Source organism: Polynucleobacter sp. MWH-Loch1C5 (assembly GCF_018881775.1).
In the GTDB taxonomy this organism is placed as follows: Bacteria; Pseudomonadota; Gammaproteobacteria; order Burkholderiales; family Burkholderiaceae; genus Polynucleobacter.
In genome coordinates this window covers 523,521-548,936 of sequence record NZ_JACVPR010000001.1, presented here as the reverse complement: position 1 = coordinate 548,936, position 25,416 = coordinate 523,521, and the positions used below count along the sequence as shown (strand labels likewise).

The window sequence follows — 25,416 nt, the reverse complement described above, 5'->3', positions numbered from 1 at the left end:
TGCAGAATGATATTACTCACTGGTGCTACAGGCTATATTGGCTCACATACATGGGTTGAGCTACTCGCGCGCGGCTACAAAGTGGTAGGCGTTGATAACTTCTCTAACTCTAACCCGCTCGTACTAAAACGCATCAAGTCATTGACTCAAATGGAACCCATTTTTCATGAGCTTGATGTGGGTAATCCAAATTTGCTTGATGTATTTGAAAAGTATCCCATTACTGCAGTGATTCATTTTGCAGCACTCAAAGCCGTAGGTGAGTCAGTGCAAAAGCCTGTGGAGTATTACCAAAATAATCTACTGGGGTTACTAAACTTGCTTAAGCTCTGTCGGAGTCACGGGGTTCATCAATTTGTATTTAGCTCCTCAGCTACGGTCTATCATCCTGAAAATCCCGTTCCCTATCAGGAAAATATGCGCTTAGGATCAGGCAGTCCTTATGGCTGGTCGAAGGTAATGTCGGAGCAAATCTTAAGAGATTTTGAGATGGCTTATCCAGCACTTAAGGTGGCTTACCTAAGATACTTCAATCCTGTTGGGGCTCACGAATCGGGCATGATTGGTGAAGACCCTAGAGGAATTCCTAATAACCTGATGCCTTATATAAGCCAGGTAGCAGTAGGTAAGCGTGACTATTTATCTGTATATGGCGGAGATTGGCCAACCATTGATGGGACAGGTGTTAGAGACTATATTCATGTGATGGATCTGGCAGAGGGTCATGTGGTAGCTCTCCAGTATCTGGCTGAAAAACAACAGTCAATCACCGTTAACTTAGGTGTGGGGCAAGGTACTTCTGTATTGCAACTCCTATCCGCTTTTGAGATAGCTTCTGGTAGAAAGATTCCATATAGGGTGGTCGATCGCAGAGCGGGTGATATTGCAGAATGTTACGCTGATGTTACTCTGACTCATCAATTATTGAACTGGAAAACCAAACGCTCTATTGATCAAATGTGTCTCGACGCTTGGCGTTGGCAGTCTAAAAATCCTAATGGGTACGAGTCTTAATTGAAAATTCTCCTTGTCAAACTCTCATCCTTAGGCGACGTCTTACATAACCTTCCCATCGTTTGGGATCTACGTAAGCAATACCCCAATGGCCAAATTGATTGGGTGGTGGAGGAGGGTTATGCCTCATTGCTCGATCCTTTAAAAACCACTGGCTCATTCACAGGGATCGATCGTGTTATACCCATAGCTTTCAGACGCTGGAAAAAATCTCTTAAAAGAGGTGAGTTTGTTCATTCCATCCAAGAATTTCTGACCTTCAAAAAAGAACTTCAAGAAGTTCAATACGATCTCATTATTGAAACCCAAGGTTTGATCAAGTCAGCCTATGTGACTTACTTAGCTAATAAATCAACCAATGCTCGTATCATTGGACTAGCTAATCAAACTGAGTATTCGGGCTATGAGCCATTGGCACGTAAGTTCTATACCGAATCAATACAAGTGCCTTTTCGTTGCCATGCCGTAGATCGCTCTCGCTACTTAGCGGCCGCCGCTTCTGACACACCACACCCTGATAGAACTCAAGCACCGCCACAGTTCTATCCAAATACTTATCAAGCCAGTCTTCAATCTCAGATTGGTGCCAATAAAGATTTATCGATCGATCAGCTAGGCTTTGATATTCATAAACCTTATGTCTTATGTTTTCATTCAACCGCAAGAAAAGCTAAGCGTTGGAGTAATGAGAGCTGGGCTGTGATTGGTAAAGAGTTATCTGATAGAGGTATGCAGGTAGTGTTGCCCTGGGGTAATCCAGAGGAAAAAATCATCAGCGCTCAATTAGCTAAGCAAATACCTCAAGCGATTGTTCCGGGTAGCTTTAGTATCAGCACCGCTTTTTATTTGGTGGCGAACGCAAAACTCACGATTGGCGTAGATACAGGACTCACTCATCTAGCGGCCATACTCAATTGCCCAACCATTGAACTCTATTGTGATTCACCGCGCTGGAAAACCGAAGGATATTGGTCAGAGCAAGTCATTAATTTGGGCGATACCCAGGCACCACCCAGTATCGAAGAAGTTCGTCAGGCTATCAATAAGCTAATCGACTAAGAATAAGCTGATAGGTCTATCAAAAAAGCTATAACTTCTATTCAAATAATCAAAGATCACTTACTCACTACAAAGCCGTGGTTCGTTAGAGCTACTTCAATAGCGCGTTCACCGCCTGAAGATCTTCACTACTTAAAACAGCCGCTTGAGCTTTTAAGCGAAGACCATTCAAGATGGTGTCATAGCGTGCTTTGGCTAAATCACGACGGGTTGTAAATAAAGTGTCTTGCGCATTCAAGACATCAATATTGATACGCACACCCACTTCATAACCTAGCTTATTGGATTCCAAAGCACTCATTGCTGAAATCTCAGCGGCTTCGTAAGCTTTCACTTGGGCTAAGCCCTGATTAAAGCCCAAGAACGCTTGACGAGTTGCTTGAGCGATGGAGCGACGGGTATTTTGATAGTCAGATAGAGCTTTCTTTTCTAGGGCAGCTTTTTCACGAACCACGGATTGGGTATAGCCACTTGAAAAAATAGGTACCGTTAATTGAACAATACCTTGTGTAGAGAACGACTGTATGGGTAGTGTGCCGCTCGTAAGCGCATTAAAGCTTTCGCTATCGGTATAACTGCGTTGACCGACAAGTTCAACGCTCGGTAAATGACCGCCCACGGACTTAGAGGTTTCACGTTTAGCAACTTCATAGCTCAGTTTGCTCGCCACAACACTGTAGCTCACATCTTCAGCTTGAGAAACCCAATCATTCATCGACTGAGTAGGAGCTACGCCTATCACTGCATTGACATCAATATTCTTTGAGGCTTCTTGAGTAACTGTCGTTTTTTTCTTGCTCTTATTCGCTAATTTGCTACGGGCTGTCTTAGGATCTTCATTGACCACGAGACTAATCTTCGCCTCTGGAGCCAAACTCTTGAGTTCACCAATGGGTTTGCCCACAATTTGTTCGAGAGCGCCACGCTTGATTGTTAGATCCGCTTGTGCGGCAATTTCTTGAGCAACGACTAAATCAAAACGTGACTGCGCTTCATGGGTATCGGTAATGGTGGCTGTACCTACTTCAAAATTACGCTTGGCCTGTTCTAATTGCTCGGCAATCAAAGCCTTCTTATTGCGAGCCAGATTCAGAGTGTCTTGCGCATTCAAGACATTGAAATAAGCTTCGGTCACCCGAATCACTAAATCTTGTTCAGCGGCCGCGTATTGAGCAGCAGCAATGTCAGAGCTGATAAATCCTTGGCGCGCAGTTTCCCACTTATCCCAACTAAAGAGTGGTTGAGTCAGACGGACTGCCCAACCACGAGACATAAAGCGAGTTTCAGTATTGCCGCGTCTTGTGAAGTCATTTTGGGTTTCATTACCTGTGGCTACAACTTGTGGTAACAAGCCAGCAAAACCCTGCCAACGCTTTTCACGACCGGCGTCATAGGCATAACGGGCTGATAAAAACACAGGATCATTGTTGGCCGCCTCTTGATAGAGACTCAAGAGATCATTATTTGAAGCGACTATCTCAGACTTTTTGGCCTTATCTGCAGCAACGCTCGCTGCAATGCTGGCGGCAGAAACAGGTGGGGGTACATCAGAAACCGTCGCAGACGCTGGTGCTTGAGCATGAGCGCCACTCATCAATGCAATAGCTACCCCAATAGCCAAAACCAAGGGTTGTTTTTTGAAAGGTTTACCAGTCTGCATGCTCGTATCGATCTTATTCAATTGGCCAAAAGCCCATTTTGCACCAAAGTGCATGACTTTGCTTTATTTCACCCGAGGATCAAGCAGGCAAAGAACTTTGACTTGCTGTCAACTCGGTAGGGATTCAGATGCCTAAAGTAGTGGGTATCTGGACCTTAAAAAGCAAAACTCTCGATTTTGACCTTCGGTGATTGCAAGCTAGGGGTTAATGTTTCAAACAGAGCCGTCTCCTTGAAATAACTCGGCTCAATACGCTCAATCAGGGTGGCACGCATCACAGGTGCTTGACCCAAAATCACAAAGAGCTTGCCACCGACTGCTAATTGCAGTTTGAGGCCATCAGGCAAGCTTGGCATACTGCCAGAGATACAAATCACATCATAGGTTTGTGTGCCCCAACCGGTATAGCCATCTCCTTGGCAGACTCTGACATTCTTGATTAGATTTTTAGCCAAGTTCCCTTCGGCCAAAGACACCATCTTGGGGTCGATTTCAACACTCTCGACCTGATCGGCAAAAGCCGCCAAAAGAGCCGCCATATAGCCTGAACCCGTGCCAATCTCTAAAACCCGATCTTTGTAGCGTGGCTTAATCGTTTGCAGGATTCTGGCCTCCATCTTCGGCTCGAACATCACCTGACTCGCTTGGCTGGCGCCTGGCAGGGGTAATTGGGTATCAGTAAAGGCCAAGGTCTTCATGGAGTCTGATACGTAATTTTCCCGAGGGACATCCCGCAGGGTTTGCAACACCTCTGCATCAGACACGTTCCAAGGACGAATTTGCTGCTCAATGAGCTTATAGCGTAATGCTTCAAAATCGATGGAAGAATGAGCTGTGGGGTGGACTGAGGTGTGAGCTGAAGATTGAGGGGTATTCATAGATTGACTCATGATTGTTCTTAATAATCTATTTGATTGAAGTTAGCCAAAAAACCTTTACACAAGCGCTGTGCAATAAGCACATTTTAAATGACTGGTGTAATCTACTCATAGAATCACAAACAGTTTTGGAGACAGGCTTGAGCTTTTATAAAAATACGGCAATTTTCAGCGCCATAGTGAGTTATTGGCAAAAGAAATGGTTCAAGCGCAGCTTAATAGCCCTAGTGGCACTAATGACCATTTTTTTCATCTGGAAATTCACGAGCCAACTCTTAGGGCTCGATGATCCAGAATTCAGAACCGTCAAAATAGAAGAAGGGCCTCTCACAGTCACTATTAGTGCTAGTGGTACTCTGAACCCGGTGAAGTCAGTACAAGTCGGTACACAAGTCTCAGGCATGGTCTCTGACATCTATGTCGACTTTAATGATGTCGTTAAAAAAGGCCAAGTCATTGCTCGCATCGACCCTCGTGAGTGGCAGGCCCGTTTTGAACAAGCGGAGGCCAATTACATCTTGGCAAGACGCAATCATGAGAACAATAAAAAACTCATAGAAAAGAACTTTGTTTCGCCAGCGGCTTTTGATCAAACTTTGAGTGCTTATAAGAGTGCTAAGGCGGCCATGGATATGGCAAAAAAAGCATTGGATGACACGGTCATTCGGGCACCGGTCGATGGCGTGGTGGTTAAGCGCAGTGTCGAGCGGGGTCAAACTGTCGCCGCGAGCTTACAAGCCCCTGAGTTATTCATCATTGCGCAAAATTTGGCAGATATGCAGGTTGAGACCGCCATTGATGAATCTGATGTCGGGCGAATTACTGAAGGCATGAACGCGACTTTCACGGTCGATGCTTTCCCAGGCAGAGTATTTCAAAGCAAGGTCAAACAAATTCGTAAAGCACCGATTAATGTGCAAAACGTCATTACCTATACCGTATTGCTCACCGCGGAAAACCAAGATCTCAAACTTTTGCCTGGCATGACTGCCAATACCAACATCATTACCGAGAAAAAAGATCAGGTCGTCAAAGTCGCCAATGCCGCCTTGCGTTTTAAGATGCCCGATGACATCGCTAAGCAAATGGGCGTTGCTACCAGCTCACCCAGTGTACAAGCGAATGCTCCTGGTGCTGCCGCTGGCTCCAACGCGGGTCGTGCAGCTGGATCTCAAACTGGCCCCAGAAAACCTTATGGTGCTGGCGCACAGCGTGTGATGACTCGTAAAGTCTGGGTCTTAGAAGAAAAAGGTCTTGGTAAAAAGCCCGCACAAAAAACGATTCGTGTGGGTTTAACCGATGGTGGCATGACAGAAATCCTCCCAGTAGATGCGGATAATGCGACCAATAACTCAGCCACCCAGATCGATACCTTAAAACCAGGTACAGAAGTCATTGTGGGTATTGTAGGTTTAACACCAGCCCCTGCGACTCGCCCAACCGGTCCTAGACTCTTCTAATCAAAAGCTAAATACATCATGGCTTTGATTGATACCCGTGAGCTCATCAAGACCTATGGTGTGGGTGAGCAAGTCGTCAATGCTCTGAATGGTGTGAGCATCAAGATCGATGATGGTGAGTTTGTTGCGATTGTCGGGGCTTCAGGTTCTGGCAAATCGACCTTCATGAACATGATTGGGTGTTTAGATTTGCCGACGAGTGGCACTTACCATCTGGCTGGTGAAAATGTGGCAGAGCTCACAGCTGATGAGCTCGCTGATTTGCGCAATCGCCGTATCGGTTTTGTCTTTCAGCAATTCAATCTCTTAGCGAGAACCTCGGCACTAGAAAACGTTGCGATGCCTTTGCTCTATGCCCGAGAGCTCGAGCTTGCAAAAGATACTCAAGCCTCTGCCCAGACCCCTACCCAGGTCTCTACCCAGACTAAGAGTCTCAAAACCAAAAAACGCTACGCCACCAAAGAAGAGCGTTTGGCGCACGCCAAAATGCGCCTAGAGCAAGTCGGTCTTGGGGAGCGTTTGTGCAACACACCTGCCCAGCTCTCCGGTGGGCAACAACAACGCGTTGCGATTGCGAGAGCCTTAGTTAATGACCCTGATTTAATTCTGGCTGATGAGCCCACAGGGGCATTGGATTCAAAAACCAGTGCCGAAGTCATGGCCTTACTCACAGAACTCAATCACCAAGGTATGACCGTGATTGTGGTCACCCATGAGGCCGATGTAGCCGCTTATGCCAGACGCACGATCACTTTCAAAGATGGACAGGTCATTAGTGATCAAATCAACCCACCTTTGAATGATCGTTCTGCAAAAGAGCCTATACATTCAGAAGCGCAGTCAGGAGCGAAGTCAGGAGCGAAGTCAGAAGCACAGCCAGGAGTGCAGCATGATTAATTTCATCATTGCTTTGCAAGCGCTCAAGGTCAATAAATTACGCTCGGCACTTACGATGCTAGGCATCATCATTGGTGTAGCTGCTGTGATTGTCATGATTGCTGTGGGTAGTGGTGCGCAACTCAGAGTCAAAGAACAAATCGCGGGCTTAGGTTCTAACCTTATGATTCTGTGGCCTGGTTCGGCTACCACTGCCGGTGTACGAGGTGGTAGTGGTACGGCCCAGACTTTGGTCGAAGAAGATGCCTGGGCCATCATGAGTGAGATTCCGGAGATTCAGGTGGCAGCCCCTACGCAAAGGGGTAGTGGTCAAATCGTTTGGGGCAATACCAACTGGTTAGCAGCGATTGTCGGTGCCACCCCTGAATACTTTGAAGCCCGTGACTGGAATTTAGTCTCTGGCCGTATTTTTGAGGTCGGTGAAATCTCGAGTGCCGGTAAGGTCGCCATCATTGGTCAAACCGTGGCGCGCGAACTCTTTGGTGAATCAGACCCGGTCGATCAAATCATTCGTGTCAGAGGTGTGCCATTTACCGTCATTGGTCTTTTAGAGAAAAAAGGCCAAAGCCTCATGGGCCAGGATCAAGATGACATCGTCATCATTCCGCTCTCCACCGCCCGCAACAAAATATTCGGTGCACTACAAGGCAGAATCGGGCGAGTCAGTTCTATCTTTGTTAAAGCACGTGCTGAAGCGAATATGAAAGACGCGGAAGACAAAGTCAGGGAACTCTTAAGGCAACGCCATCGCTTGGGGCCCAATACCCCTGATGACTTTTCATTGCGCAACCTCACGGAGATTTTGCAAGCTCAGGAAGCTGCAAGCCGAGTCATGGCGATTCTCTTGGCAGCTGTCGCCTCGGTATCTCTTTTGGTTGGCGGGATTGGGATCATGAATATCATGTTGGTCTCTGTCACTGAAAGAACCCGAGAGATTGGTTTACGCATGGCCGTAGGCGCACGCTCTAAAGATATCTTGCAACAGTTCTTAGTTGAAGCCATTACATTATCGACCATTGGCGGTGTATTGGGCATTCTCTTGGGGGCTTTGGGAACTTGGCTGGTGGCTGAGTTAGCCGAATGGCGTGTGAACCTCTCTGTTTTCTCGATCATCCTAGCGGTCGGATTCTCAGCCATCATTGGCATCTTCTTTGGTTACTACCCAGCTAAAAAGGCTGCGGCGATGCAACCTATCCAGGCTTTACGCTACGAATAAGTAATCCTTCTTGCCTAATCAAAAAATTAGTCGGGTACTAGTTACTTGATTTCATTCAATAAAATATTGATTCTGACTAAATTAAAATACTTTTTAAAAAAGTCGCGACTAAATTAAAAAGTGATTTAAAATAGTCAGATGAAGAGATATTTGGATTTTGTAATTCAAAAAGATTTAGACAGCAAGTTAGTGATTCTGACTGGCCCACGTCAAGTCGGTAAGACTACTTTATCTCGTCATTTGGCAACTCAAGATGGCTATCAATATCTCAATTGGGATATTCCGAATGATCGTCAAATTCTCCAGGCGGGTAGCTGGGATACAAAAGTACCCCTATTAATTTTTGATGAGATTCACAAAATGCCTAACTGGAAAACCTGGCTAAAAGGGGTTGCAGATGCCCGTATCAGTCGCCAGGCTCAGGGTGAAAGCTTCCAGAAAATTTTAGTCACTGGGAGTGCTCGTATGGATACTTATAGACAAACAGGTGAGTCTCTTGCCGGGCGATATTTTGCATGGCGCCTACATCCCATATCAGTAAAAGAGTTAGTCAGTTACCAAGGAATGTCCGCAGAAGCAGCATTAGATCATTTAATGCTGCGCGGTGGCTTTCCAGAACCTTGCTTAGCATCGACTGAGCTTGAGGCGAATCGTTGGCGGCAACAATATTTCACAGATTTGGTGAGAGAGGATGTTTTAGAGTTTTCGCGTATTCATGAGATTTCGGCGATGCGTACATTTGTTGAAATGTTACGTGACCGAGTGGGTTCACCCTTGTCACTGGCATCCATGGCGCGTGATTTACAAATTTCATCGCCGACTTTGAAGAAATATCTTGAGATACTAGAGGCCTTGTATATCGTTTTTGTTGTACACCCATGGCACCAGAATATTGCTCGTTCATTACTGCAAGCACCTAAAGTTTATTTTTACGATACGGCCTATGTAAGAGGAGACGAAGGCATACGTTTTGAGAATGCAGTTGCTAATATGCTCTTAAAACATAGCAATTATCTGGAAGACTCTTTGGGTCAAGCGCATGGTTTGCATTACATTCGTAATAAAGAGGGTGGTGAGATAGACTTTGTTCTGACTCAGCAAGAACAAATCACACATCTTATTGAGTGCAAGCTCTCAAAATCGTCAATTTCAAAAACATTACGTACAAAAGCTGCGCAATTCAGTCAGGCAGAAGCTATTCAGCTAACCAGAACCCTGGATCAAACTGAAAACAGAGAAGGTGTTTGGCTAAAAAAAGCATCAGATTGGTTAAACGAATTAGCTGCATAGTCAACTCGTTAAATGAATATTCTGAGCCATCTGGCTTTATGATGGAGCCCCATGGATATCTATTTGCTTATTAAAGCCGCCATTTTGGGCGTCGTTGAAGGTCTCACGGAGTTTCTGCCGATTTCATCAACGGGTCATCTGATTCTTGTGGGGCACTTACTAGACTTCAATGATGACAAAGGCAAAGCCTTTGAAGTCATTATTCAGTTTGGCGCCATCTTGGCCGTTTGTTGGGAATATCGTCAAAGACTCTGGGGTGTAGTGCGTCATCTCACATCACAAGCCGATGCTCAGCGCTTTGCCATCAACATCATCATCGCGACTGTGCCTGCGATTGTTTTGGCCTTACTCTTGGGTAAATATATCAAGAGTGTCTTGTTCTCCCCCATCCCTGTGGCGACAGCCTTTATCGTGGGTGCCTTAATCATCTTTTGGGCAGAAGCCAGACAAAAGCGTCTTCTTGAAAATCCTCAAAAATCACAAAGCACTGCAGTTGGTGAGGAAGTTCGTATAGAGTCTGTCGATGATTTACGTTGGCAAGATGCTCTCAAAATTGGCTTAGCGCAGTGTGCTGCCTTAATTCCAGGAACATCCCGCTCAGGAGCAACCATTATCGGCGGCATGCTCTTTGGCTTGCCCAGAAAAGTGGCTACAGAATTTTCTTTCTACTTAGCCATCCCAGTCATTGGTGGAGCCACTCTCTATGAGTTACTCAAACTCAGACATGTTTTAGGTGAAACCTCTTGGTCTACATTTGGACCCACTCTAGCAGTTGGTTTTGTTGTTTCTTTTATTTCTGCATTTATTTGTATTCGTTGGCTGATTCGTTATGTGGCTACTCATGACTTCAGAATCTTTGCCTGGTACCGCATTATCTTTGGTGTGATTGTTTTAGTCACCGCGGCCACTGGTTGGGTGAATTGGTCCCAATAGATCCTAGTAGATCCTAATAAATCCCAGAAGATCACGAATAGATCCCAATAAAACAACCAAGCGAAGAAGGACTCAATAGTTGCTGACTGAATCAGTCAGCATGAAGATCAAGAACGTGAGTTCTTGTTATGAACTGCGGACTTATCGTCAACGCTACTTCTCAGCTGACGATTCGCTTGCAGCATCGAGCCATCGATTTGAGCGCCTGTTTCAATATGAAACGATTCAGAATGAATATCGCCTTTGACCACCGCAGAAGCCGATAAGGTGACGCTGTCTTTAGCGTAAATCGTGCCATGCACAATGCCAGCTACATAGGCGCGATTGCAAATGATATTGCCGTGGATTTCACCATCAGGACCGATGGCGATCGTACAAGGGTATTTATCAGCAGGTTCTAAATTACCAAAAACTCTGCCATCGATACGCACACTATCGTGTACCGTCATGCGACCTTGGATCTCAGTTGTTTTGCCCACCAAAGTGTCAAAACTTTCCAAGCCCGTCATGGCATTCATTTTTTTGTTCTTGTTAAACACTGCTTACTCACCCTTTTTATGTTTCTGTCTGCATAATTTTGTGTCTTGAAATATCAAAAATGACAGAAACTTCTAATAAGTAGCAGTATATCGCAGCGCACCCTAAAAATTCACCGTAGGGCAAATTAGTGAAGAAGTTTGTAGGTGATTGCCACATACTAAAAAATAGAATCTCTAAGTGATTGATTTTTATGTGAGCTCGATTCGCTACAATCATGCCTATGTCAAGTCCAGATCCTTCTACCCCAACATCTGCAGCCAATGAGGTGAACACGACCCCTTATTTACGTAGGATCAAATCTTTTGTATTAAGGGCGGGACGCCTCACTGAGGGTCAAGCTAAAGCCATCGAAACTTTGGGACCGAAGTACCTGTTGCCATTCACGGGCAAAGCCATTGATTGGCAATTAGCCTTCGGTCACACTGACCGCCCCAAGATCTTAGAAATTGGTTTTGGTATGGGGGAAACCAGCGCCAAGATTGCTTCGATTCGACCGCAAGATGATTTTCTTGCGCTAGAGGTTCATGAACCGGGCGTGGGTGCTTTATTAAAACTGATTGGCGAAAACCAACTGAGCAATTTACGCTTGATGCGCCATGATGCTGTAGAAGTGATTGAGCAAATGATTCCTGATCAGTTTCTTGATGGTATTCATATTTATTTCCCAGACCCGTGGCATAAAAAGCGTCACCACAAGCGACGCTTGATCCAAGCCCCTTTTGCCAAACTGCTGGCAAGTAAATTAAAAAGAGGAGGCTATTGGCATCTGGCGACGGATTGGGAAGATTACGCGATACAGATGCTGGAAGTCCTGAATCAAGAATCTCAACTCCAGAACATCGGCACTGAAAACGGCTACGCCTTAAAACCAGACTATCGACCCACCACCAAGTTTGAAAACCGTGGTCTACGTTTAGGTCATGGGGTCTGGGATTTGATGTATCAAAAACTCTAGTAAAAGCTTTGAGTGATAGCGCTTGCTACCACTCAAGACCTAAGACTATAAGCCTAAGCAAACATACTTCATCTCTAGGTATTCTTCGATACCCCAGACGCTACCCTCGCGACCTAGACCTGATTGTTTGACACCGCCAAAAGGCGCGATCTCGTTCGAGATCAAACCGGTGTTCACGCCAACCATACCGAACTCTAAAGCTTCAGCCACACGCCAGATACGACCGATATCTCTGCTAAAGAAATAAGACGCTAGACCAAACTCACTATCGTTGGCCATTTCAATGACTTCAGCCTCGGTTTTAAATGGCATCACGGCAGCGACAGGGCCAAATGTTTCTTCACGGGTGATCAGCATCCCTTTTTTGACACCTGATAAAACCGTAGGCTCAAAGAATGTGCCGCCGAGCGCATGGCGCTGGCCGCCGGCCACCACCTTCGCACCTTGAGCCACTGCGTCGGCAATATGGGCTTCAACTTTAGCAACAGCTTGTTCATCAATCAATGGACCTTGTTGTACGCCCTCATCGGTGCCTTTGCCCACGCGAATCTTTTTCGACTCTGCGGCCAGTTTTTCAACAAAGGTGTCGTGTAGGCTTTCATGAACGTAAAAGCGGTTCGTACAGACACAGGTTTGACCTGCATTGCGATACTTGGATTGCACTGCGCCACGCACAGCCGCATCTAAGTCTGCATCTTCGAACACGATAAAGGGTGCATGACCACCGAGCTCCAGCGCTACCTTCTTCACGGTCGGCGCGCATTGGGCCATCAGGATACGACCCACAGGGGTCGAACCTGTAAATGAGAGATGACGCACCACAGGTGAGGCACATAAAACTTTACCAACCTCCACCGAGTTACTGGCGTCTGCAGTCACGATATTCACAACTCCCTCGGGAATACCTGCTTCGCGGGCTAATTCTGCCAGAGCGAGGGCAGATAGGGGGGTTTGCTCAGCGGGTTTAATCACAATCGTGCAGCCAGCCGCAATCGCGGGGGCTACCTTGCGCGTAATCATCGCCATTGGAAAGTTCCATGGCGTGATCGACACACAAACACCAATCGGTTGTTTAAGAACCATCATGCGTTTGTCTGACCAGGTGGTGCCGGGAATAGCACCCATTACACGCTTGGCTTCTTCAGCAAACCATTCTAAGAAAGAGGCACCATAAACGACTTCACCGCGGGCTTCAGCCAATGCTTTACCTTGCTCTTGGGTCATGAGCAGTGCCAAACGCTCTGAGTGAGCAAGTACTAACTCATGCCAGCGACGCAAGATAATCGAACGTTCTTTACCTGTTTTAGAGCGCCAAGCAGGTAGAGCCGCTTGGGCACGATCAATAGCCAATTGAGCCTCTTGGGGGCCCATATTAGCTACATGTTCAATCACTTCACCAGTCGCTGGATTAATGACCGGAAAGCTAGATAAGTGTGGGTTGTCTCTTAGATTTGTCATACCCGAAAGATTAGCATGTTCAGGACAAATCTGTGTCAAAGCGCCTTGTTGAGACGTTCACATACGAGATTGAACTTCGCCTCAGAGCTCATCATTGAAAAATCCTCAGCGGGACTCGAGCTCATTCAAGCAAGGTTCTTGGCTGAGCGTATGGCAAAGATTTCGGTAGCTCAGTACAAAAAATCCACAACCTATGGGGAAAGCGCCCTTTTGGGCACTAAATGTAGTTTTTTCATGATACAAAATTAGTGCCCACTAACTTAAAAAAAGGACTTTGATATCAAGGCTGAACTAGCGTTAACCCTAGATAATATGTGGGTTTATACAGGCTTTTCTATAAGCAGAATGTATATAAAAGTCATTCTTTATACTTGACATGATATATACGGCTACCTAAGATTCGTCAGAACTTGCGCTTGCTGCGCTGCAATATAAAGCCAGTCAAGAGCAAACAATTTTTGTAAAGCGACTTAAAGGTCAGGATGAACACAACTTTGAGGATGAACGACATGATGACAAAGCACAGAGCTAGCTCTGAGCCGAAGACATTCGCTCAGACATTCAAAGCGGGCACAAGATTAATCAAGACCCTGCAACGTTTTACCAGTGGGATGGGAGTATTGGCGGGCTTTCTAGCGATTAGCCTCTGGTTGAATGAACCCAAAAGGATCGAATTCGCGAGCTGGCTGATTCCAGGTCCCGCCTATGAGATCTTCACCAATACATTTAATACAGACGCAGTACCTTCAGTGGCCTACCATGCCTCTAAGATCCCCGCGAATCTCGTGGATCAGCAAGCCATCGACTCACAGGTCTTAAAAACCGAGTCTGAGCGTGAGGCGGTAGCCAAGTATTTATCGAATAAATACAAGATCGCCATGAGCGCCAGCCGTGAGTTTGTCGCTAAAGCAGCTGCAGTCAGCCAAGAGGTGGGCTTAGACCCCACCTTGATCTTAGCGGTCGCTGCTGTGGAATCTAGCTTTAACCCCCTGGCAGAGAGCAAAAAAGGTGCTCAGGGCCTGATGCAAGTCATGACACGCATGCATTTGGATAAATATCAGCTCTTTGGTGGCCATGAGGCCGCTTTAGATCCGGATGCGAACTTACGTGTCGGTGCTTGGATTTTGCGTGAGTACATCGCTAAGGGGGGCTCTTTAGAAGCAGGTTTACGCCTTTATGTAGGTGCTTCATCGAGCTGGATCAATGATGGTGGCTATGGCGATAAAGTTCTGGCAGAACGTCAGCGTTTGCGTCAGGCGGCTGGACAAAAATATGCTGAGCGCGTCAAACTGATTCCACCGATTCAGCTCTAATAGTTCAAGCAGCCTTCAACAAAAAAGCCCGCGATCTGCGGGCTTTTTATATGGTGGGCTTTTTATATCGGGCTCTTTACATCGGCGGTTTTTTATTCAAGCTTTATAAAAAGAAAAAAGACTTGATCTAGCGCTGTGCCGTCTCATGCGGGCGCCATTCTTGGGCGAGTTTATCCAGCACGCCATTGACATACTTATGACCGTCTGTGCCCCCAAAGACCTTGGCTAGCTCGACCGCTTCATTGATGGCGACCTTAAATGGCACGCTGATATCGTGAGCGAGCTCATAAGTGGCAATCAATAGGGCAGCTAGCTCAACAGGAGATAACTCCTCGAGAGGGCGATCTAAATGCTTTTTGATCGAGGCTTCAAGGGTATCAAAGTGGTTCACGACACCACTAAACAAATGGTTAAAGAGGTCTTCTTGGCATTTTTTAAAGCCAGGATCTTCTGCTAGCTGTTTGGTAATCGTGGCGTGGTCAGCAAAGCCACCGGAGGCTTTCACCACTAACCATTGATAAATCCCTTGTAAAGCGTATTCACGAGCGCGACGGCGCGGTGTTAATGAGCGCTTGACCGTCGTTGAAGAGATCGGCTTTTGTAATTGTTGGTAATCAAAATTCATGACAGGATTATTCCTCGTCAAAAGCTTCTTCGTCAGGGGTTAGACCAATCGAGAGATTAGCCATCTCAACGGCGGTACGGGCACAGTCACGGCCTTTTTCAGTAACGCGTGCCAATGCTTGTGCATCGGTGTCACAAGTCAGTACGCCATTTGCAATCGGGATCCCGTAATCTAAGCCTACACGTGTAATACCTGCACCAGATTCATTCGAGACTAATTCAAAATGGTAAGTCTCACCACGAATCACTGCCCCTAAAGCAATCAAGGCATCGAATTCACCAGTATCGGCCAATTTTTGTAAGGCGAGAGGAATTTCCAAAGCACCCGGTACTGTAGTGATTACGATATCTTCTTGAGCAACGCCTAAGGCGAGTAATTCAGTAACACAAGCTTTTGTCAGACCTGTACAGATATCTTCGTTAAAGCGGGCCTGCACAATCGCAATCGATAGCTCCTGACCGTTGAGGTCAGCTTCGATACGATCAATCGATTCAAGAGAATTAGTCATGGCAGGCCTTCAAGAAAAAGTTAAATAACAAAAATATCAAAACAAAAACAAGACTACAGAGATTAATAATCAGAGCTATGAAGCACTATACGGTAAATGACCGGTCACTTCTAAATCGTAGCCCGACATCGTGGGCAACTTACCGGGTTTAGCGAGCAGCTTCATTTTCTGTATCCCTAAGTCGCGCAAAATCTGTGCGCCGATACCGTAGGTTCTAAAGTCAGTTTTACGCTGCGGATTGACAGGGGCATGACCATCTAATTTGCCGAGTTGATTGAACCAAGCATCGGTATTCACAGCAGCGCTGCCTGCGCAATTGAGAAGTACTAAAACACCTGCTTCACTTTCAGCAATTTTTTGTAAAGCCGCAGTCACCGGCCATGAATGACTCGCCGATTGAGTCTCTAAAACATCCAAAATCGTGGCGGGCTCATGCACGCGGACCAGAGTTTCTTTCTCAGCTGCAGGTTGCCCTTTCACAAGGGCTAAATGGGCACACCCTGTCGGACTGTCTTTATACGCTACACCGCGCAACTCACCCCACGGAGTGTGAAATACGCGCTCACCTTGACGAGTGATGATGCTCTCATTGCGGCTACGGTAATGAATCAAATCAACAATGGTGCCAATCTTGAGGCCATGTTCTTTAGCGAACTCAATCAAATCTGGTAGGCGCGCCATCGTGCCATCGTCTTTCATGATTTCACAAATCACAGACGTTGGGCTACAACCGGCTAACTCTGCTAAGTCGCAACCCGCCTCGGTATGGCCTGAGCGCACCAACACCCCACCGGCTTGAGCCATGAGCGGAAAAATATGACCAGGCATCACGATATCGCGTGGTTTTGCATCCGGTGCAACGGCGACGCGAATAGTGTGAGCACGATCAGCCGCAGAAATGCCCGTGGTTACACCTTCTGCAGCTTCAATCGAGACTGTAAAGTTCGTGCCCAAAGCGGCAGTGTTGTCACGGACCATCAACGGTAGGTTGAGCTGTTCACAGCGCTCGCGTCTTAAGGTCAAGCAAATCAAACCACGCCCATACTTGGCCATGAAATTAATTGCTTCTGCGCTCACATGATCAGCGGCTAAAACCAGGTCACCCTCGTTTTCGCGATCTTCTTCGTCGACCAAAATCACCATCTTGCCGGCACGCATGTCGGCAATGATCTCTTCAACGGGAGCGAGTGAGTAGTTGCTTTGGGTCATAGACCCGTGATTTTACGGCTTTTTATGCCTTTGAGGCGAATTTCTCACCCCAACGCCATGAAGTATCAAGAAATGAAGCCTTATTTTTCCAGGCTGAGCATACGCTCGACGTAACGCGCAATCAAATCCACTTCTAAGTTAACGCTAGAGCCTGATTTTAAAAAGCGCAGCGTCGTATGCTCTAAGGTGTGCGGAATTAAATTGATGTGCATGATGCAACCATCAGGAGTATCTTCGACTCGATTAACGGTCAAGGATGTGCCATTGACCACTACCGAGCCTTTATAAGCCAGATACTTGGCTAAAAAGTGTGGTGCCAAAATGGCTAAATGCCAGGAACCCTCGGCTTTGACCTCGTTAAAACTCTGTACATGACCGATACCATCCACATGGCCCGATACCAAATGACCGCCTAGGCGATCATTGACGCGTAGGGCTTTTTCTAAATTGACGGGCCCCGTGTGATCAAGGCCTGCTGTTTTATCGAGTGATTCAGCAGAAATATCAATCCAAAAATGAGGGGCACTCAGTTGTACCACTGTCATGCACGCCCCCTGAATAGCAATGCTGTCACCCAGTTGCACATCAGACAAATCGAGTGAGCCCGCCTGTATTTTTAGGCGATGACCGTCTCCTAAAGGACTGATCTCCTCAATTTGACCTACTGCCTGAATAATCCCTGTGAACATAAATCGATCTTAACAAGTGAATTAAATTAGATATAAAAAAAGACTAGCTCTTAGGTCTTAGGCGGATTCTTAAGTCGGAGCCAATGATTTGCTGTTCATGATACTGCCACTCAAGACCATCTGCTAATGACTCGAGTTGTGTCAGTTCAGGTAAACGAGCCAAGCCTATCCCTGAACCTAATAATTTGGGAGCCAGATAAATCAGTAGTTCATCCACACAATGACTCTGAATCAGTGAGCCATTGAGTTTGAAGCCGGCTTCAACGTGAACTTCGTTGATATGACGTTTTTCGGCTAGATAACGCAAAGTTTCCTGTAAATCTACTTTGCCATGAGCGCCTGGTAAGCTCACGAGCTGGATATTGCTGTCAGCCAGTTCATGATTTAAATGATCAACGCGATCTTTAGAGGCAGCACCATAAAAAATCATAGTCGGTGCGATTTGTGTATCTAAGATTTTGGCAGTAGGGTCCACGTCTAAAAAAGAATCAATCAAGACTCGTAAGGGTTGGCGAGTACTTGCAACATCACGAACGGTCAGTTGTGGATCATCTTCTTTGACGGTGCCAATACCTGTCAGGATGCAGCAGGCACGAGCGCGCCAGCGATGACCATCAGCGCGTGCAGCGCTAGAGGTAATCCATTGGCTCACACCATTATCTAAAGCCGTTCGTCCATCTAAACTCGCAGCTATTTTCATGCGCACAAAAGGCATACCGGTACGCATCCGTTGAATAAAGCCGATATTGAGTTCTGCGGCCTCTTTTTCTAATAGACCACAGCGTACTGTCATGCCTGCCGCACGTAAGGCTTGCAAACCCTGACCGGCGACCAATGGGTTGGGATCTTCCATGGCGGCAATGACCGTGCTAATACCAGCAGCAATCAAGCTCTCTGTACAGGGAGGAGTGCGACCATGATGACAACATGGTTCAAGTGTGACGTAGGCTGTCGCTCCTGCCACTGAATGACCTTGCGATTTCGCATCCATCAGGGCCATGATTTCAGCATGGGCAAAACCAACGGCTTGGGTATGGCCTTGGCCAATCACGCGACCGTCTTTGACCAATACGCAACCCACGCGTGGGTTCGGATTGGATGTAAATAAAGCCTCATGCGCCAAGCTCAATGCTTGACTCATGAACTGGTGATCGGCAGCGGAATACATGCCTAAAGTTTACGCTGAAAACCCCTTTATGAATCACTACAAGTCATATGCTTGGGATTGCAGAGACGCCAGCGACCCCCAGGACCGAGAATCACATGTCTTTGTATTGCAGGATACAGTTGAGAGCGCCAAATTAAGCGATTCGCTAAAAAACCACCAGAACTGAGTTGCCCAAAATAACCGCGTTCAAAGCTTAATTGAGACACAGATTGAGATGAGTGCAACGCCTTCTCCCGAAAACCTTGTTGAGGCTTGAGTAATTCCCACGCAACCACCACCTGAGGGTCAGGTATCTGCGTGAACACAATCTCTTGGCCTATCCAAATATTCCAACCGGCAGACCAATCATTGGACTCACGTGAGCGCATGAACACCGGCTTCTCCTCATTTAAGGACAGTGCCCGAGCGCGCTGAGCACTGTGCATGAAGGCTTGACTGACAGCCTCGACCTGCCAAGCTGCTACAAGCTGATTGAATAATGGAGTTGAACTTAAAAAAGCTGCAGCCAATAAACCCATCACGACCATCAATTCCACTAGGGTCAAGCCGCTGTTACTCATTAAAGAACGCTTCATGGTCGAGCTTTCTTATTAGAGCGCGAGCGAGGCCTACTCGTTTTGATAGGAGCATTGTCTGAAGGATCTGTCTTCATGGGGGCTGGTGTAGACGCAAGAGGGAGAGGATGAATTTCCATCACTTTTGCATGGCGTATTTCCCATGCTTTGAGATGAGCATTCACAATCACAAGATGATTCACGCTATGCATCAGAACTGTTTGAGTGATGCCAGTGACCAAGCTCATCCAAATGAGCATCCATAAGAGGGTAAAGCCTGCCGAGTTCACTGCTGCCGACTTCATTGCTGAAAACTTGCCCAGATAGTATGTGTATCAATCTGTGCGCGACCCCGGCGCCACTCGATCCTGGTTTGCAGGGCAATCACATCAGACCACCCCCAATGACCTGGGCCTGCTTTTTCATGAATTTCATGAGGTTCTAGCCAGATGAGTTGTGCGTCTTGCCAAACGCCGAGTTGTATTTGTATGCCGTGTACACCACTAGCAACCGCATGGTGATAGAGCTTATTCTTTTGGGACTCTCTGACCATATAGAGTAGATGTTCACGAGCGCGACCATAACCTTGTTGTTGTACAAAAAAACCTACCAACCCACCAGAGTTTGAAGATTTATCCTTAGCCAATGAGGTGTAAACATAAAAAGCATCTGAGCCATGAATGCTCGCCACCCCTTTACGAATCACAAACTGACCTTTTTGTTTGAGGTCAATCGCTGAACTATTGGCAACGCGATAGAGTCCGAACTGCTGATCTCTGCGTTTGGCGCTAGAGACTGTATCGTTCATGAGGTGTAGGCCTTCAAGAACATGAACCATGAGCTCAGCACGTTCTCGATAACGAGATACCGAATCAAGCACTTGTGTGGTTTGGTGCACGCTCAGTGCGCACAATAAAACGCCAATACCACTGGCCATAGAAATTTCAATCAATGTCACGGAGAGGGCGCCATCCTCTGACGTAAAAGTAGCAGATGATCTAAAACATACTGGCGATCTTTAGCTAAGACTTTTTGAATCGCAGCCTCTTGTTGACCTAGCTTCAGATATAAGTGCGTGAAATGCCAATCTATCAGGGCTAAGCCGATATTAAAAAGAGTGAGTGCGACAACGAGCTCTAATAAAGAAAAGCCTGAAGCAATATTTTTTGACATGGAGCCATCATCTCAGCCCCAGAAAAAATCAGGAAGGTAAAAAGATGGACAAAGCCTATGGGAAATGACAGATTTTTAAACTTGGTTTTGACAATCTGTCAGGCGTAGTCGCCCCAGAAGTTTTACTTACTTCAACTCTTTGAGGGCACTCTCAAAAGATTCAATATCAGCAAAGCTCTTATAGACTGAAGCAAAGCGGATGTAGGCGACTTTATCTAAGCGTTTGAGCTCGCGCATCACCAGTTCGCCAACGCGATCGCTAGGTATCTCTTTTTCACCGGTGGCCTGTAAGCGCTCTTCAATATTACGTATCGCTTCTTCTACTGCTTCTGCTGAGACCGGACGCTTACGCAGTGCAATACCCATTGAGCCTTGCAGTTTGGCACGGTTGTATTCCACGCGGCTGCCATTCTTTTTAACAATCGCAGGCAGGGCGAGTTCTGGTCTTTCGTAAGTCGTAAAACGTTTGTCACACTTTTCGCAACGGCGACGACGTTTGATTACGTCGCCTTCTTCAGATACCCGAGTATCGAGTACTTGGGTATCTGGGTGTTTGCAAAAAGGACAATGCATAGAGGCTTTCGCTGCTCGCTTTAATGATGCGCTATCGAATGATGCACAATCTTAAGCACCATACACAGGGAAGCGCTTTGTCAGGGCTTCCACTTCGGAGCGTACGCGAGCAATCGTTGCAGCATCGTTTGGATTATCCAAAACATCAGCCACTAAATTTGCAACCGCAATCGCTTGCTCTTCCTTAAAACCACGGGTGGTCATCGCTGGTGAACCCAAACGAATACCGCTCGTTACAAATGGCTTTTCTGGATCGTTCGGAATAGCATTCTTATTACAAGTAATGTGCGCCTCACCCAAAACGCGCTCAGCATCTTTACCTGTGATTTTCTTAGCACGTAGGTCAACCAACATCACGTGGGATTGAGTGGTGCCTGAGACGATGCGCAAACCACGTTTTACCAGGGTGTCTGCCATTGCCTTGGCATTGGCAATCACTTGCTGTTGATAAGCTTTGAACGAAGGCTCAAGCGCTTCTTTAAAAGCCACTGCCTTAGCAGCAATCACATGCATTAAAGGACCACCTTGTAGACCTGGGAAAATCGCAGAGTTAATGGCTTTTTCATGCTCGGCTTTCATCAAAATGATGCCGCCACGTGGACCACGCAAACTCTTGTGTGTGGTCGATGTCACGATATCTGCGTGAGGCACTGGATTTGGATACACACCAGCAGCAATCAAGCCAGCATAGTGAGCCATATCCACCATAAAGAGAGCACCCACTTCTTTAGCGATCTTGGCAAAACGAGCAAAGTCGATATGCAATGAGTAAGCAGAGGCACCCGCAATAATTAACTTAGGCTTGTGCTCACGCGCTAAACGCTCCATTTGCTCGTAATCGATTTCTTCTTTGGCGTTCAGGCCATAAGGCACCACATTGAACCATTTACCGCTCATGTTCAAAGCCATACCGTGCGTTAGGTGGCCGCCTTCAGCCAAGCTCATACCCATGATCGTGTCGCCAGGCTTCAAAAAGGCTAGGAAAACTGCTTCATTAGCAGAGGCGCCGCAGTGGGGTTGTACGTTAGCCGCATCAGCGCCAAATAATTGCTTTAAACGGTCGATCGCGAGTTGCTCGGCAATATCGACGTATTCACAGCCGCCGTAATAGCGCTTGCCAGGATAGCCTTCGGCATACTTATTTGTCAGTTGTGAGCCTTGGGCTTCCAAAACGGCCGGAGAGGTGTAATTTTCTGAGGCAATCAGCTCGATATGGTCCTCCTGGCGCTTATTTTCTGCGCAGATGGCATCCCACAGAGCGGGGTCGGTTTTGGCGAGGTTTTGACTACGTGAAAACATGATTTGGACTTTCTTTGGGTGAAAACAACAAAGGCTTGGCTTACGCTAAACTCTTAAAGCACTAAATGATACAAAAAAACGTCGAAGGAGACTTAAAAATGAAGCAACTCACTGTCTTGGTGACCGGAGCTACGGCTGGTTTTGGTCAAGCAACTGCAGCCCGTTTCTTAGCCGAAGGCCATAAAGTCATTGCTGCTGGCCGCCGCCAGGAGCGTTTGGACGCATTTAAGAAGAGTTTGCCTGCTGATCAGCAAGCTCGTCTACACACGACTGTGCTCGATGTCACGGTCAAAGACCAGGTTTTTGCCCTCCCAGCCCAGTTACCTGCAGATTTCGCGAATGTGAGCGTTTTAGTCAATAACGCCGGTTTAGCTTTGGGTCTTGAGCCAGCTCACCAAGTAGCCTTGGATGACTGGGAAAAAATGGTGGAAACCAATATCAGGGGTCTGATGTACATGACACGCGCCTTTTTGCCGGGCATGGTTGAGCGTGGTCAGGGCCATGTTTTCAATTTGGGCTCAATCGCAGGCCGTTATCCCTACCCGGGCGGTAATGTCTACGGTGGCACCAAAGCTTTTGTGCGCCAATTTACCCTCAATCTCAAATCTGACCTCTTAGGCACCCCTGTGCGCGTCACAGACGTGGCCCCAGGTCTTTGCTCAGGGACAGAGTTCTCGAACGTGCGTTTTAAAGGCGATGATGCTAAAGCAGCGAAGGTCTATGAAGGTGTACAAGCCTTAACAGCCACGGATATTGCTGAAGCCATCTATTGGGCGGCCACATTGCCTGCTCACGTCAATATCAACGTGATTGAAATGATGCCGACCTGTCAGGCCTCGGGTCCTTTAGCCGTGCATCGCAAGAGCAGCTAAGCGACTCAAATAAGCAAAAAAGCACTTGAAAACGGGCTCTCAAGATTCTTTTGGGGCCCGTTTCTCTTATTGCCTTTTACAATAGGCGTAGTTTTATTCAGTCACTTTCTAATAGAAATTAAAGAGAATATTTATGCACGCCACACAAGACATGTCGGTTCTTTCGCTAGTCATGAATGCCAGTGTTCTAGTACAGCTGGTGATGTTATTGCTACTGGGTTTATCAATTGCTTCCTGGACGATTATTTTCAGAAAAGGGCTAGCACTAAAAGCCGTACGACGCGATACCGAACGTTTTGAGCGTGATTTTTGGTCAGGTGGTGATCTCAATACGCTCTTGCAAGGCGCGATGCGCAATAAAGATCAAGCTGCATGTTTGGAGCGTATTTTTGAAAGCGGTATGCAAGAGTTCTTAAAAGGCAAAGAGATTGATGCAGCGCGCCGTGCCATGAAGGCAGCTTACCAACGCGAGATGGATATCTTAGAAGCGAATTTACCTTTCTTGGCCTCAGTCGGTTCTGTATCTCCCTATATTGGTCTATTTGGTACGGTATGGGGCATCATGAACTCCTTCCGTGGTTTAGCAAACGTTCAGCAAGCGACTTTAGCCAGCGTTGCCCCAGGCATTGCTGAGGCTTTGATTGCAACTGCGATTGGTTTGTTCGCTGCGATCCCCGCGGTAGTGGCATATAACCGCAACGCCACCGATATTGATCGTATTTCGATTCGCTTTGAGACCTTCATTGAAGAGTTCTCGAACATCTTGCAACGTCAAGCTAATAAATAAGCGGAGGCCGTATGGCATCAATTAGTCGTAAATCGGGTCGAGGTCGCCGCTCCATGTCTGACATCAATGTGGTGCCTTATATTGATGTGATGCTCGTGCTCTTGGTGATCTTTATGGTCACCACTCCGATGGTCAACCCTGGCTTGGTTAATTTACCCACCGTGGGTGGCGCGCAAGTGCAACCTTTGCCCCCTGTGCTGATTAATATCTCTGCAGAAGAGGTCATCATTGTGAAGAGCGAAGGTAAAGCCGATCGCACCCTCTCCAGAAATGAACTCGGCGGCTTCGCACGTGAACGTGCTGAGTTGAGCCCTGATCAACCCATGGTGATTGCAGCGGATAAATCCATCAAATACGAAATCGTCATGGACGTCATGGCCCGACTCAAAGAAAACGGTATTAAGCGAGTCGGTTTGGCAGTCAAGAGTAATTAAAAAATCAAGATCGCTTGAGCGCTAGTTTTCAGATCCCTCGTTTACAAGATCGTTTTCAGGCAGAGCCTGGAACAGGACGTGCATTTGCCTATGCCATGGGTATGCATATTTTGTTATTTCTTTTCTTAACTGTCGGTCTAAGTTGGAAGAGTCAAACGCCAGCCGGTATCGAGGCGGAGATTTGGGATAACGTCCCTGTGATTAAGAGCTCAGCACCTAGCAGTGAGCCGAAAGTCAGCGCTGATGAAAATGCCGATATAGCGCTGAAGAAGAAAAAACAGAATCAGCCGGAGCCGAAAAAAGAAACGGTGACTGCGCAAAAGAAACAGGATCCCAAAGAACTCAAGAAGAAAAAAGAAGAAGAGGAGCGTAAAGAAAAGCGCGCTCAGGAAGAAAAAGCTAAAGCGAAGCAAGACAAAGAGAAAGAGGCTGAGCGTAAAGCACAGTTAGCCCAAGATAAGGCTCGCGCCGAACAGATGGCCCGCCTAAGAGCTGCAGCTGGTAAAGAGGGTGCCAGTGGTGGGCGAGGTGGCGTGGTCGGCGACGGTGTGGGTGGCGGTGGTAATGCCAAACCGGGTTACGCTGATAAGGTCAGAAAAAAAATCCTTCCTTTGATTGTGTTTAATCCATCGATGGTCGTCGGTAACCCTGCCGTAGATGTGGGTGTCGAATTGGCGCCTGATGGCACGATTATCAATCGTCAAATTATTAAAAGTAGCGGTGATGCAGGCTGGGATCGGGCGGTCTTAAGGGCTTTGGATGATGCAAAAACTTTGCCTAAGGATGATGATGGCAAAGTGCCCAAGCAAATACGCCTCACTTTTAAACCAAAGGATTAAGCCAAAGGACTAA

At 46.9% G+C, this 25,416-nt stretch carries 28 protein-coding genes; 13 read left to right on the top strand and 15 right to left on the bottom strand.

The features are described 5' to 3' along the window. Positions 1-6 precede the first annotated feature (6 nt). Both galE and waaC read left to right on the top strand, forming a co-directional pair. Positions 7-1,014, top strand: coding sequence for a UDP-glucose 4-epimerase GalE (gene galE, locus ICE94_RS02765; protein WP_216148526.1), 1,008 nt, complete (start codon positions 7-9; stop codon positions 1,012-1,014). Beyond that, positions 1,015-2,073 (top strand): lipopolysaccharide heptosyltransferase I, encoded by a 1,059-nt coding sequence (waaC, locus tag ICE94_RS02760; protein WP_216148523.1) that lies wholly within the window; start codon positions 1,015-1,017, stop codon positions 2,071-2,073. Positions 2,074-2,164: 91 nt separating this feature from the next. On the opposite strand, the gene ICE94_RS02755 is transcribed toward waaC, so the two are convergent. Both ICE94_RS02755 and ICE94_RS02750 read right to left on the bottom strand, forming a co-directional pair. After that, complete coding sequence (locus ICE94_RS02755; RefSeq protein WP_216148520.1) at positions 2,165-3,787, bottom strand: TolC family protein; 1,623 nt, start codon at positions 3,785-3,787, stop codon at positions 2,165-2,167. A gap of 101 nt (positions 3,788-3,888) precedes the next feature. Beyond that, positions 3,889-4,611 (bottom strand): protein-L-isoaspartate O-methyltransferase, encoded by a 723-nt coding sequence (locus tag ICE94_RS02750; protein ID WP_216859818.1) that lies wholly within the window; start codon positions 4,609-4,611, stop codon positions 3,889-3,891. A gap of 140 nt (positions 4,612-4,751) precedes the next feature. On the opposite strand from ICE94_RS02750, the gene ICE94_RS02745 reads away from it, so the two are divergent. The 5 genes from ICE94_RS02745 (at position 4,752) to ICE94_RS02725 (ending at position 10,407) form a co-directional block, all read left to right on the top strand. Continuing rightward, a complete protein-coding gene (locus tag ICE94_RS02745) occupies positions 4,752-6,071 on the top strand; it encodes an efflux RND transporter periplasmic adaptor subunit (protein ID WP_216148518.1) in 1,320 nt (439 codons plus the stop codon). 18 nt (positions 6,072-6,089) lie between these two features. After that, positions 6,090-6,968, top strand: a complete 879-nt coding sequence (locus ICE94_RS02740; protein WP_216148515.1) for an ABC transporter ATP-binding protein — start codon at positions 6,090-6,092, stop codon at positions 6,966-6,968. Beyond that, on the top strand, positions 6,961-8,184 hold the full coding sequence (locus ICE94_RS02735) for an ABC transporter permease (protein ID WP_216148512.1): 1,224 nt from the start codon (positions 6,961-6,963) through the stop codon (positions 8,182-8,184). The genes ICE94_RS02740 and ICE94_RS02735 overlap by 8 nt, the downstream gene beginning before the upstream one ends. Before the next feature lie 138 nt (positions 8,185-8,322). Next, on the top strand, positions 8,323-9,474 hold the full coding sequence (locus ICE94_RS02730; RefSeq protein WP_216148509.1) for an ATP-binding protein: 1,152 nt from the start codon (positions 8,323-8,325) through the stop codon (positions 9,472-9,474). A gap of 51 nt (positions 9,475-9,525) precedes the next feature. Then, positions 9,526-10,407 carry an undecaprenyl-diphosphate phosphatase gene (locus ICE94_RS02725; protein ID WP_216148506.1) on the top strand — a complete coding sequence of 294 codons (882 nt, stop codon included), beginning with the start codon at positions 9,526-9,528 and terminating at the stop codon, positions 10,405-10,407. A 107-nt stretch (positions 10,408-10,514) separates the two neighbouring features. Here the strand turns inward: ICE94_RS02725 and ICE94_RS02720 are convergent, their stop codons facing one another. Next, complete coding sequence (locus ICE94_RS02720) at positions 10,515-10,925, bottom strand: polymer-forming cytoskeletal protein (protein ID WP_216148503.1); 411 nt, start codon at positions 10,923-10,925, stop codon at positions 10,515-10,517. A gap of 236 nt (positions 10,926-11,161) precedes the next feature. On the opposite strand from ICE94_RS02720, the gene trmB reads away from it, so the two are divergent. Next, a complete protein-coding gene (trmB, locus tag ICE94_RS02715; protein WP_216148500.1) occupies positions 11,162-11,902 on the top strand; it encodes a tRNA (guanosine(46)-N7)-methyltransferase TrmB in 741 nt (246 codons plus the stop codon). 45 nt (positions 11,903-11,947) lie between these two features. Here the strand turns inward: trmB and ICE94_RS02710 are convergent, their stop codons facing one another. Next, on the bottom strand, positions 11,948-13,360 hold the full coding sequence (locus tag ICE94_RS02710; protein ID WP_216148497.1) for an NAD-dependent succinate-semialdehyde dehydrogenase: 1,413 nt from the start codon (positions 13,358-13,360) through the stop codon (positions 11,948-11,950). A 509-nt stretch (positions 13,361-13,869) separates the two neighbouring features. Between ICE94_RS02710 and ICE94_RS02705 the strand changes: the two genes are divergently transcribed. Next, positions 13,870-14,673, top strand: coding sequence for a transglycosylase SLT domain-containing protein (locus tag ICE94_RS02705; RefSeq protein WP_216148495.1), 804 nt, complete (start codon positions 13,870-13,872; stop codon positions 14,671-14,673). Positions 14,674-14,800: 127 nt separating this feature from the next. Here ICE94_RS02705 and nusB read toward each other — a convergent pair whose 3' ends face one another. The 11 genes from nusB to glyA form a co-directional block, all read right to left on the bottom strand. Then, positions 14,801-15,298, bottom strand: a complete 498-nt coding sequence (nusB, locus tag ICE94_RS02700; RefSeq protein ID WP_216148492.1) for a transcription antitermination factor NusB — start codon at positions 15,296-15,298, stop codon at positions 14,801-14,803. 7 nt (positions 15,299-15,305) lie between these two features. Then, positions 15,306-15,806: a 6,7-dimethyl-8-ribityllumazine synthase gene (ribH, locus tag ICE94_RS02695; protein ID WP_216148488.1), complete on the bottom strand. Its 501-nt coding sequence runs from the start codon at positions 15,804-15,806 to the stop codon at positions 15,306-15,308. Positions 15,807-15,881: 75 nt separating this feature from the next. Continuing rightward, positions 15,882-17,015, bottom strand: coding sequence for a bifunctional 3,4-dihydroxy-2-butanone-4-phosphate synthase/GTP cyclohydrolase II (ribBA, locus tag ICE94_RS02690; RefSeq protein ID WP_216148485.1), 1,134 nt, complete (start codon positions 17,013-17,015; stop codon positions 15,882-15,884). 80 nt (positions 17,016-17,095) lie between these two features. Beyond that, positions 17,096-17,704 carry a riboflavin synthase gene (locus ICE94_RS02685; protein ID WP_216148482.1) on the bottom strand — a complete coding sequence of 203 codons (609 nt, stop codon included), beginning with the start codon at positions 17,702-17,704 and terminating at the stop codon, positions 17,096-17,098. A gap of 43 nt (positions 17,705-17,747) precedes the next feature. After that, the gene (gene ribD / locus ICE94_RS02680; RefSeq protein ID WP_216148479.1) at positions 17,748-18,872 is read right to left on the bottom strand and encodes a bifunctional diaminohydroxyphosphoribosylaminopyrimidine deaminase/5-amino-6-(5-phosphoribosylamino)uracil reductase RibD; all 1,125 of its coding nucleotides are present in this window, start codon (positions 18,870-18,872) and stop codon (positions 17,748-17,750) included. Between the two features lie 26 nt (positions 18,873-18,898). Next, the gene (locus ICE94_RS02675; RefSeq protein WP_216148476.1) at positions 18,899-19,447 is read right to left on the bottom strand and encodes a Tfp pilus assembly protein FimT/FimU; all 549 of its coding nucleotides are present in this window, start codon (positions 19,445-19,447) and stop codon (positions 18,899-18,901) included. Next, on the bottom strand, positions 19,444-19,731 hold the full coding sequence (locus ICE94_RS02670; RefSeq protein ID WP_216148474.1) for a hypothetical protein: 288 nt from the start codon (positions 19,729-19,731) through the stop codon (positions 19,444-19,446). The genes ICE94_RS02675 and ICE94_RS02670 overlap by 4 nt, the downstream gene beginning before the upstream one ends. Beyond that, entirely contained in the window at positions 19,728-20,384 is a 657-nt protein-coding gene (locus tag ICE94_RS02665) for a hypothetical protein (RefSeq protein ID WP_216148471.1), read from the bottom strand. Before ICE94_RS02665 ends, ICE94_RS02670 begins: the two co-directional genes overlap by 4 nt. After that, positions 20,381-20,599, bottom strand: a complete 219-nt coding sequence (locus tag ICE94_RS02660; RefSeq protein ID WP_216148468.1) for a prepilin-type N-terminal cleavage/methylation domain-containing protein — start codon at positions 20,597-20,599, stop codon at positions 20,381-20,383. Before ICE94_RS02660 ends, ICE94_RS02665 begins: the two co-directional genes overlap by 4 nt. Before the next feature lie 126 nt (positions 20,600-20,725). Then, positions 20,726-21,172 (bottom strand): transcriptional regulator NrdR, encoded by a 447-nt coding sequence (nrdR, locus tag ICE94_RS02655; RefSeq protein WP_216148465.1) that lies wholly within the window; start codon positions 21,170-21,172, stop codon positions 20,726-20,728. 51 nt (positions 21,173-21,223) lie between these two features. Further along, positions 21,224-22,471: a serine hydroxymethyltransferase gene (gene glyA, locus ICE94_RS02650; protein WP_216148463.1), complete on the bottom strand. Its 1,248-nt coding sequence runs from the start codon at positions 22,469-22,471 to the stop codon at positions 21,224-21,226. Between the two features lie 98 nt (positions 22,472-22,569). Here glyA and ICE94_RS02645 point away from each other — a divergent pair, with 98 nt between their 5' ends. The 4 genes from ICE94_RS02645 (at position 22,570) to tolA (ending at position 25,403) form a co-directional block, all read left to right on the top strand. After that, complete coding sequence (locus ICE94_RS02645; RefSeq protein WP_216148460.1) at positions 22,570-23,343, top strand: SDR family oxidoreductase; 774 nt, start codon at positions 22,570-22,572, stop codon at positions 23,341-23,343. Between the two features lie 133 nt (positions 23,344-23,476). Beyond that, positions 23,477-24,130 carry a protein TolQ gene (gene tolQ / locus ICE94_RS02640; protein ID WP_216148457.1) on the top strand — a complete coding sequence of 218 codons (654 nt, stop codon included), beginning with the start codon at positions 23,477-23,479 and terminating at the stop codon, positions 24,128-24,130. A gap of 11 nt (positions 24,131-24,141) precedes the next feature. Next, positions 24,142-24,564: an ExbD/TolR family protein gene (locus tag ICE94_RS02635; RefSeq protein ID WP_216148454.1), complete on the top strand. Its 423-nt coding sequence runs from the start codon at positions 24,142-24,144 to the stop codon at positions 24,562-24,564. A 14-nt stretch (positions 24,565-24,578) separates the two neighbouring features. Continuing rightward, on the top strand, positions 24,579-25,403 hold the full coding sequence (gene tolA / locus ICE94_RS02630; protein WP_216148451.1) for a cell envelope integrity protein TolA: 825 nt from the start codon (positions 24,579-24,581) through the stop codon (positions 25,401-25,403). Positions 25,404-25,416 lie beyond the last annotated feature (13 nt).

Coding starts and splice junctions, on each gene's coding strand:
- galE (WP_216148526.1), top strand. CDS start 7: ATGATATTACTCACTGGTGCTACAGGCTATATTGGCTCACATACATGG.
- ICE94_RS02755 (WP_216148520.1), bottom strand. CDS start 3,787: ATGCACTTTGGTGCAAAATGGGCTTTTGGCCAATTGAATAAGATCGAT.
- ICE94_RS02750 (WP_216859818.1), bottom strand. CDS start 4,611: ATGAATACCCCTCAATCTTCAGCTCACACCTCAGTCCACCCCACAGCT.
- ICE94_RS02740 (WP_216148515.1), top strand. CDS start 6,090: ATGGCTTTGATTGATACCCGTGAGCTCATCAAGACCTATGGTGTGGGT.
- ICE94_RS02735 (WP_216148512.1), top strand. CDS start 6,961: ATGATTAATTTCATCATTGCTTTGCAAGCGCTCAAGGTCAATAAATTA.
- ICE94_RS02730 (WP_216148509.1), top strand. CDS start 8,323: ATGAAGAGATATTTGGATTTTGTAATTCAAAAAGATTTAGACAGCAAG.
- ICE94_RS02725 (WP_216148506.1), top strand. CDS start 9,526: ATGGATATCTATTTGCTTATTAAAGCCGCCATTTTGGGCGTCGTTGAA.
- ICE94_RS02720 (WP_216148503.1), bottom strand. CDS start 10,925: ATGAATGCCATGACGGGCTTGGAAAGTTTTGACACTTTGGTGGGCAAA.
- trmB (WP_216148500.1), top strand. CDS start 11,162: ATGCCTATGTCAAGTCCAGATCCTTCTACCCCAACATCTGCAGCCAAT.
- ICE94_RS02710 (WP_216148497.1), bottom strand. CDS start 13,360: ATGACAAATCTAAGAGACAACCCACACTTATCTAGCTTTCCGGTCATT.
- ICE94_RS02705 (WP_216148495.1), top strand. CDS start 13,870: ATGATGACAAAGCACAGAGCTAGCTCTGAGCCGAAGACATTCGCTCAG.
- nusB (WP_216148492.1), bottom strand. CDS start 15,298: ATGAATTTTGATTACCAACAATTACAAAAGCCGATCTCTTCAACGACG.
- ribH (WP_216148488.1), bottom strand. CDS start 15,806: ATGACTAATTCTCTTGAATCGATTGATCGTATCGAAGCTGACCTCAAC.
- ribBA (WP_216148485.1), bottom strand. CDS start 17,015: ATGACCCAAAGCAACTACTCACTCGCTCCCGTTGAAGAGATCATTGCC.
- ICE94_RS02685 (WP_216148482.1), bottom strand. CDS start 17,704: ATGTTCACAGGGATTATTCAGGCAGTAGGTCAAATTGAGGAGATCAGT.
- ribD (WP_216148479.1), bottom strand. CDS start 18,872: ATGTATTCCGCTGCCGATCACCAGTTCATGAGTCAAGCATTGAGCTTG.
- ICE94_RS02675 (WP_216148476.1), bottom strand. CDS start 19,447: ATGAAGCGTTCTTTAATGAGTAACAGCGGCTTGACCCTAGTGGAATTG.
- ICE94_RS02670 (WP_216148474.1), bottom strand. CDS start 19,731: ATGAAGTCGGCAGCAGTGAACTCGGCAGGCTTTACCCTCTTATGGATG.
- ICE94_RS02660 (WP_216148468.1), bottom strand. CDS start 20,599: ATGTCAAAAAATATTGCTTCAGGCTTTTCTTTATTAGAGCTCGTTGTC.
- nrdR (WP_216148465.1), bottom strand. CDS start 21,172: ATGCATTGTCCTTTTTGCAAACACCCAGATACCCAAGTACTCGATACT.
- glyA (WP_216148463.1), bottom strand. CDS start 22,471: ATGTTTTCACGTAGTCAAAACCTCGCCAAAACCGACCCCGCTCTGTGG.
- ICE94_RS02645 (WP_216148460.1), top strand. CDS start 22,570: ATGAAGCAACTCACTGTCTTGGTGACCGGAGCTACGGCTGGTTTTGGT.
- tolQ (WP_216148457.1), top strand. CDS start 23,477: ATGCACGCCACACAAGACATGTCGGTTCTTTCGCTAGTCATGAATGCC.
- ICE94_RS02635 (WP_216148454.1), top strand. CDS start 24,142: ATGGCATCAATTAGTCGTAAATCGGGTCGAGGTCGCCGCTCCATGTCT.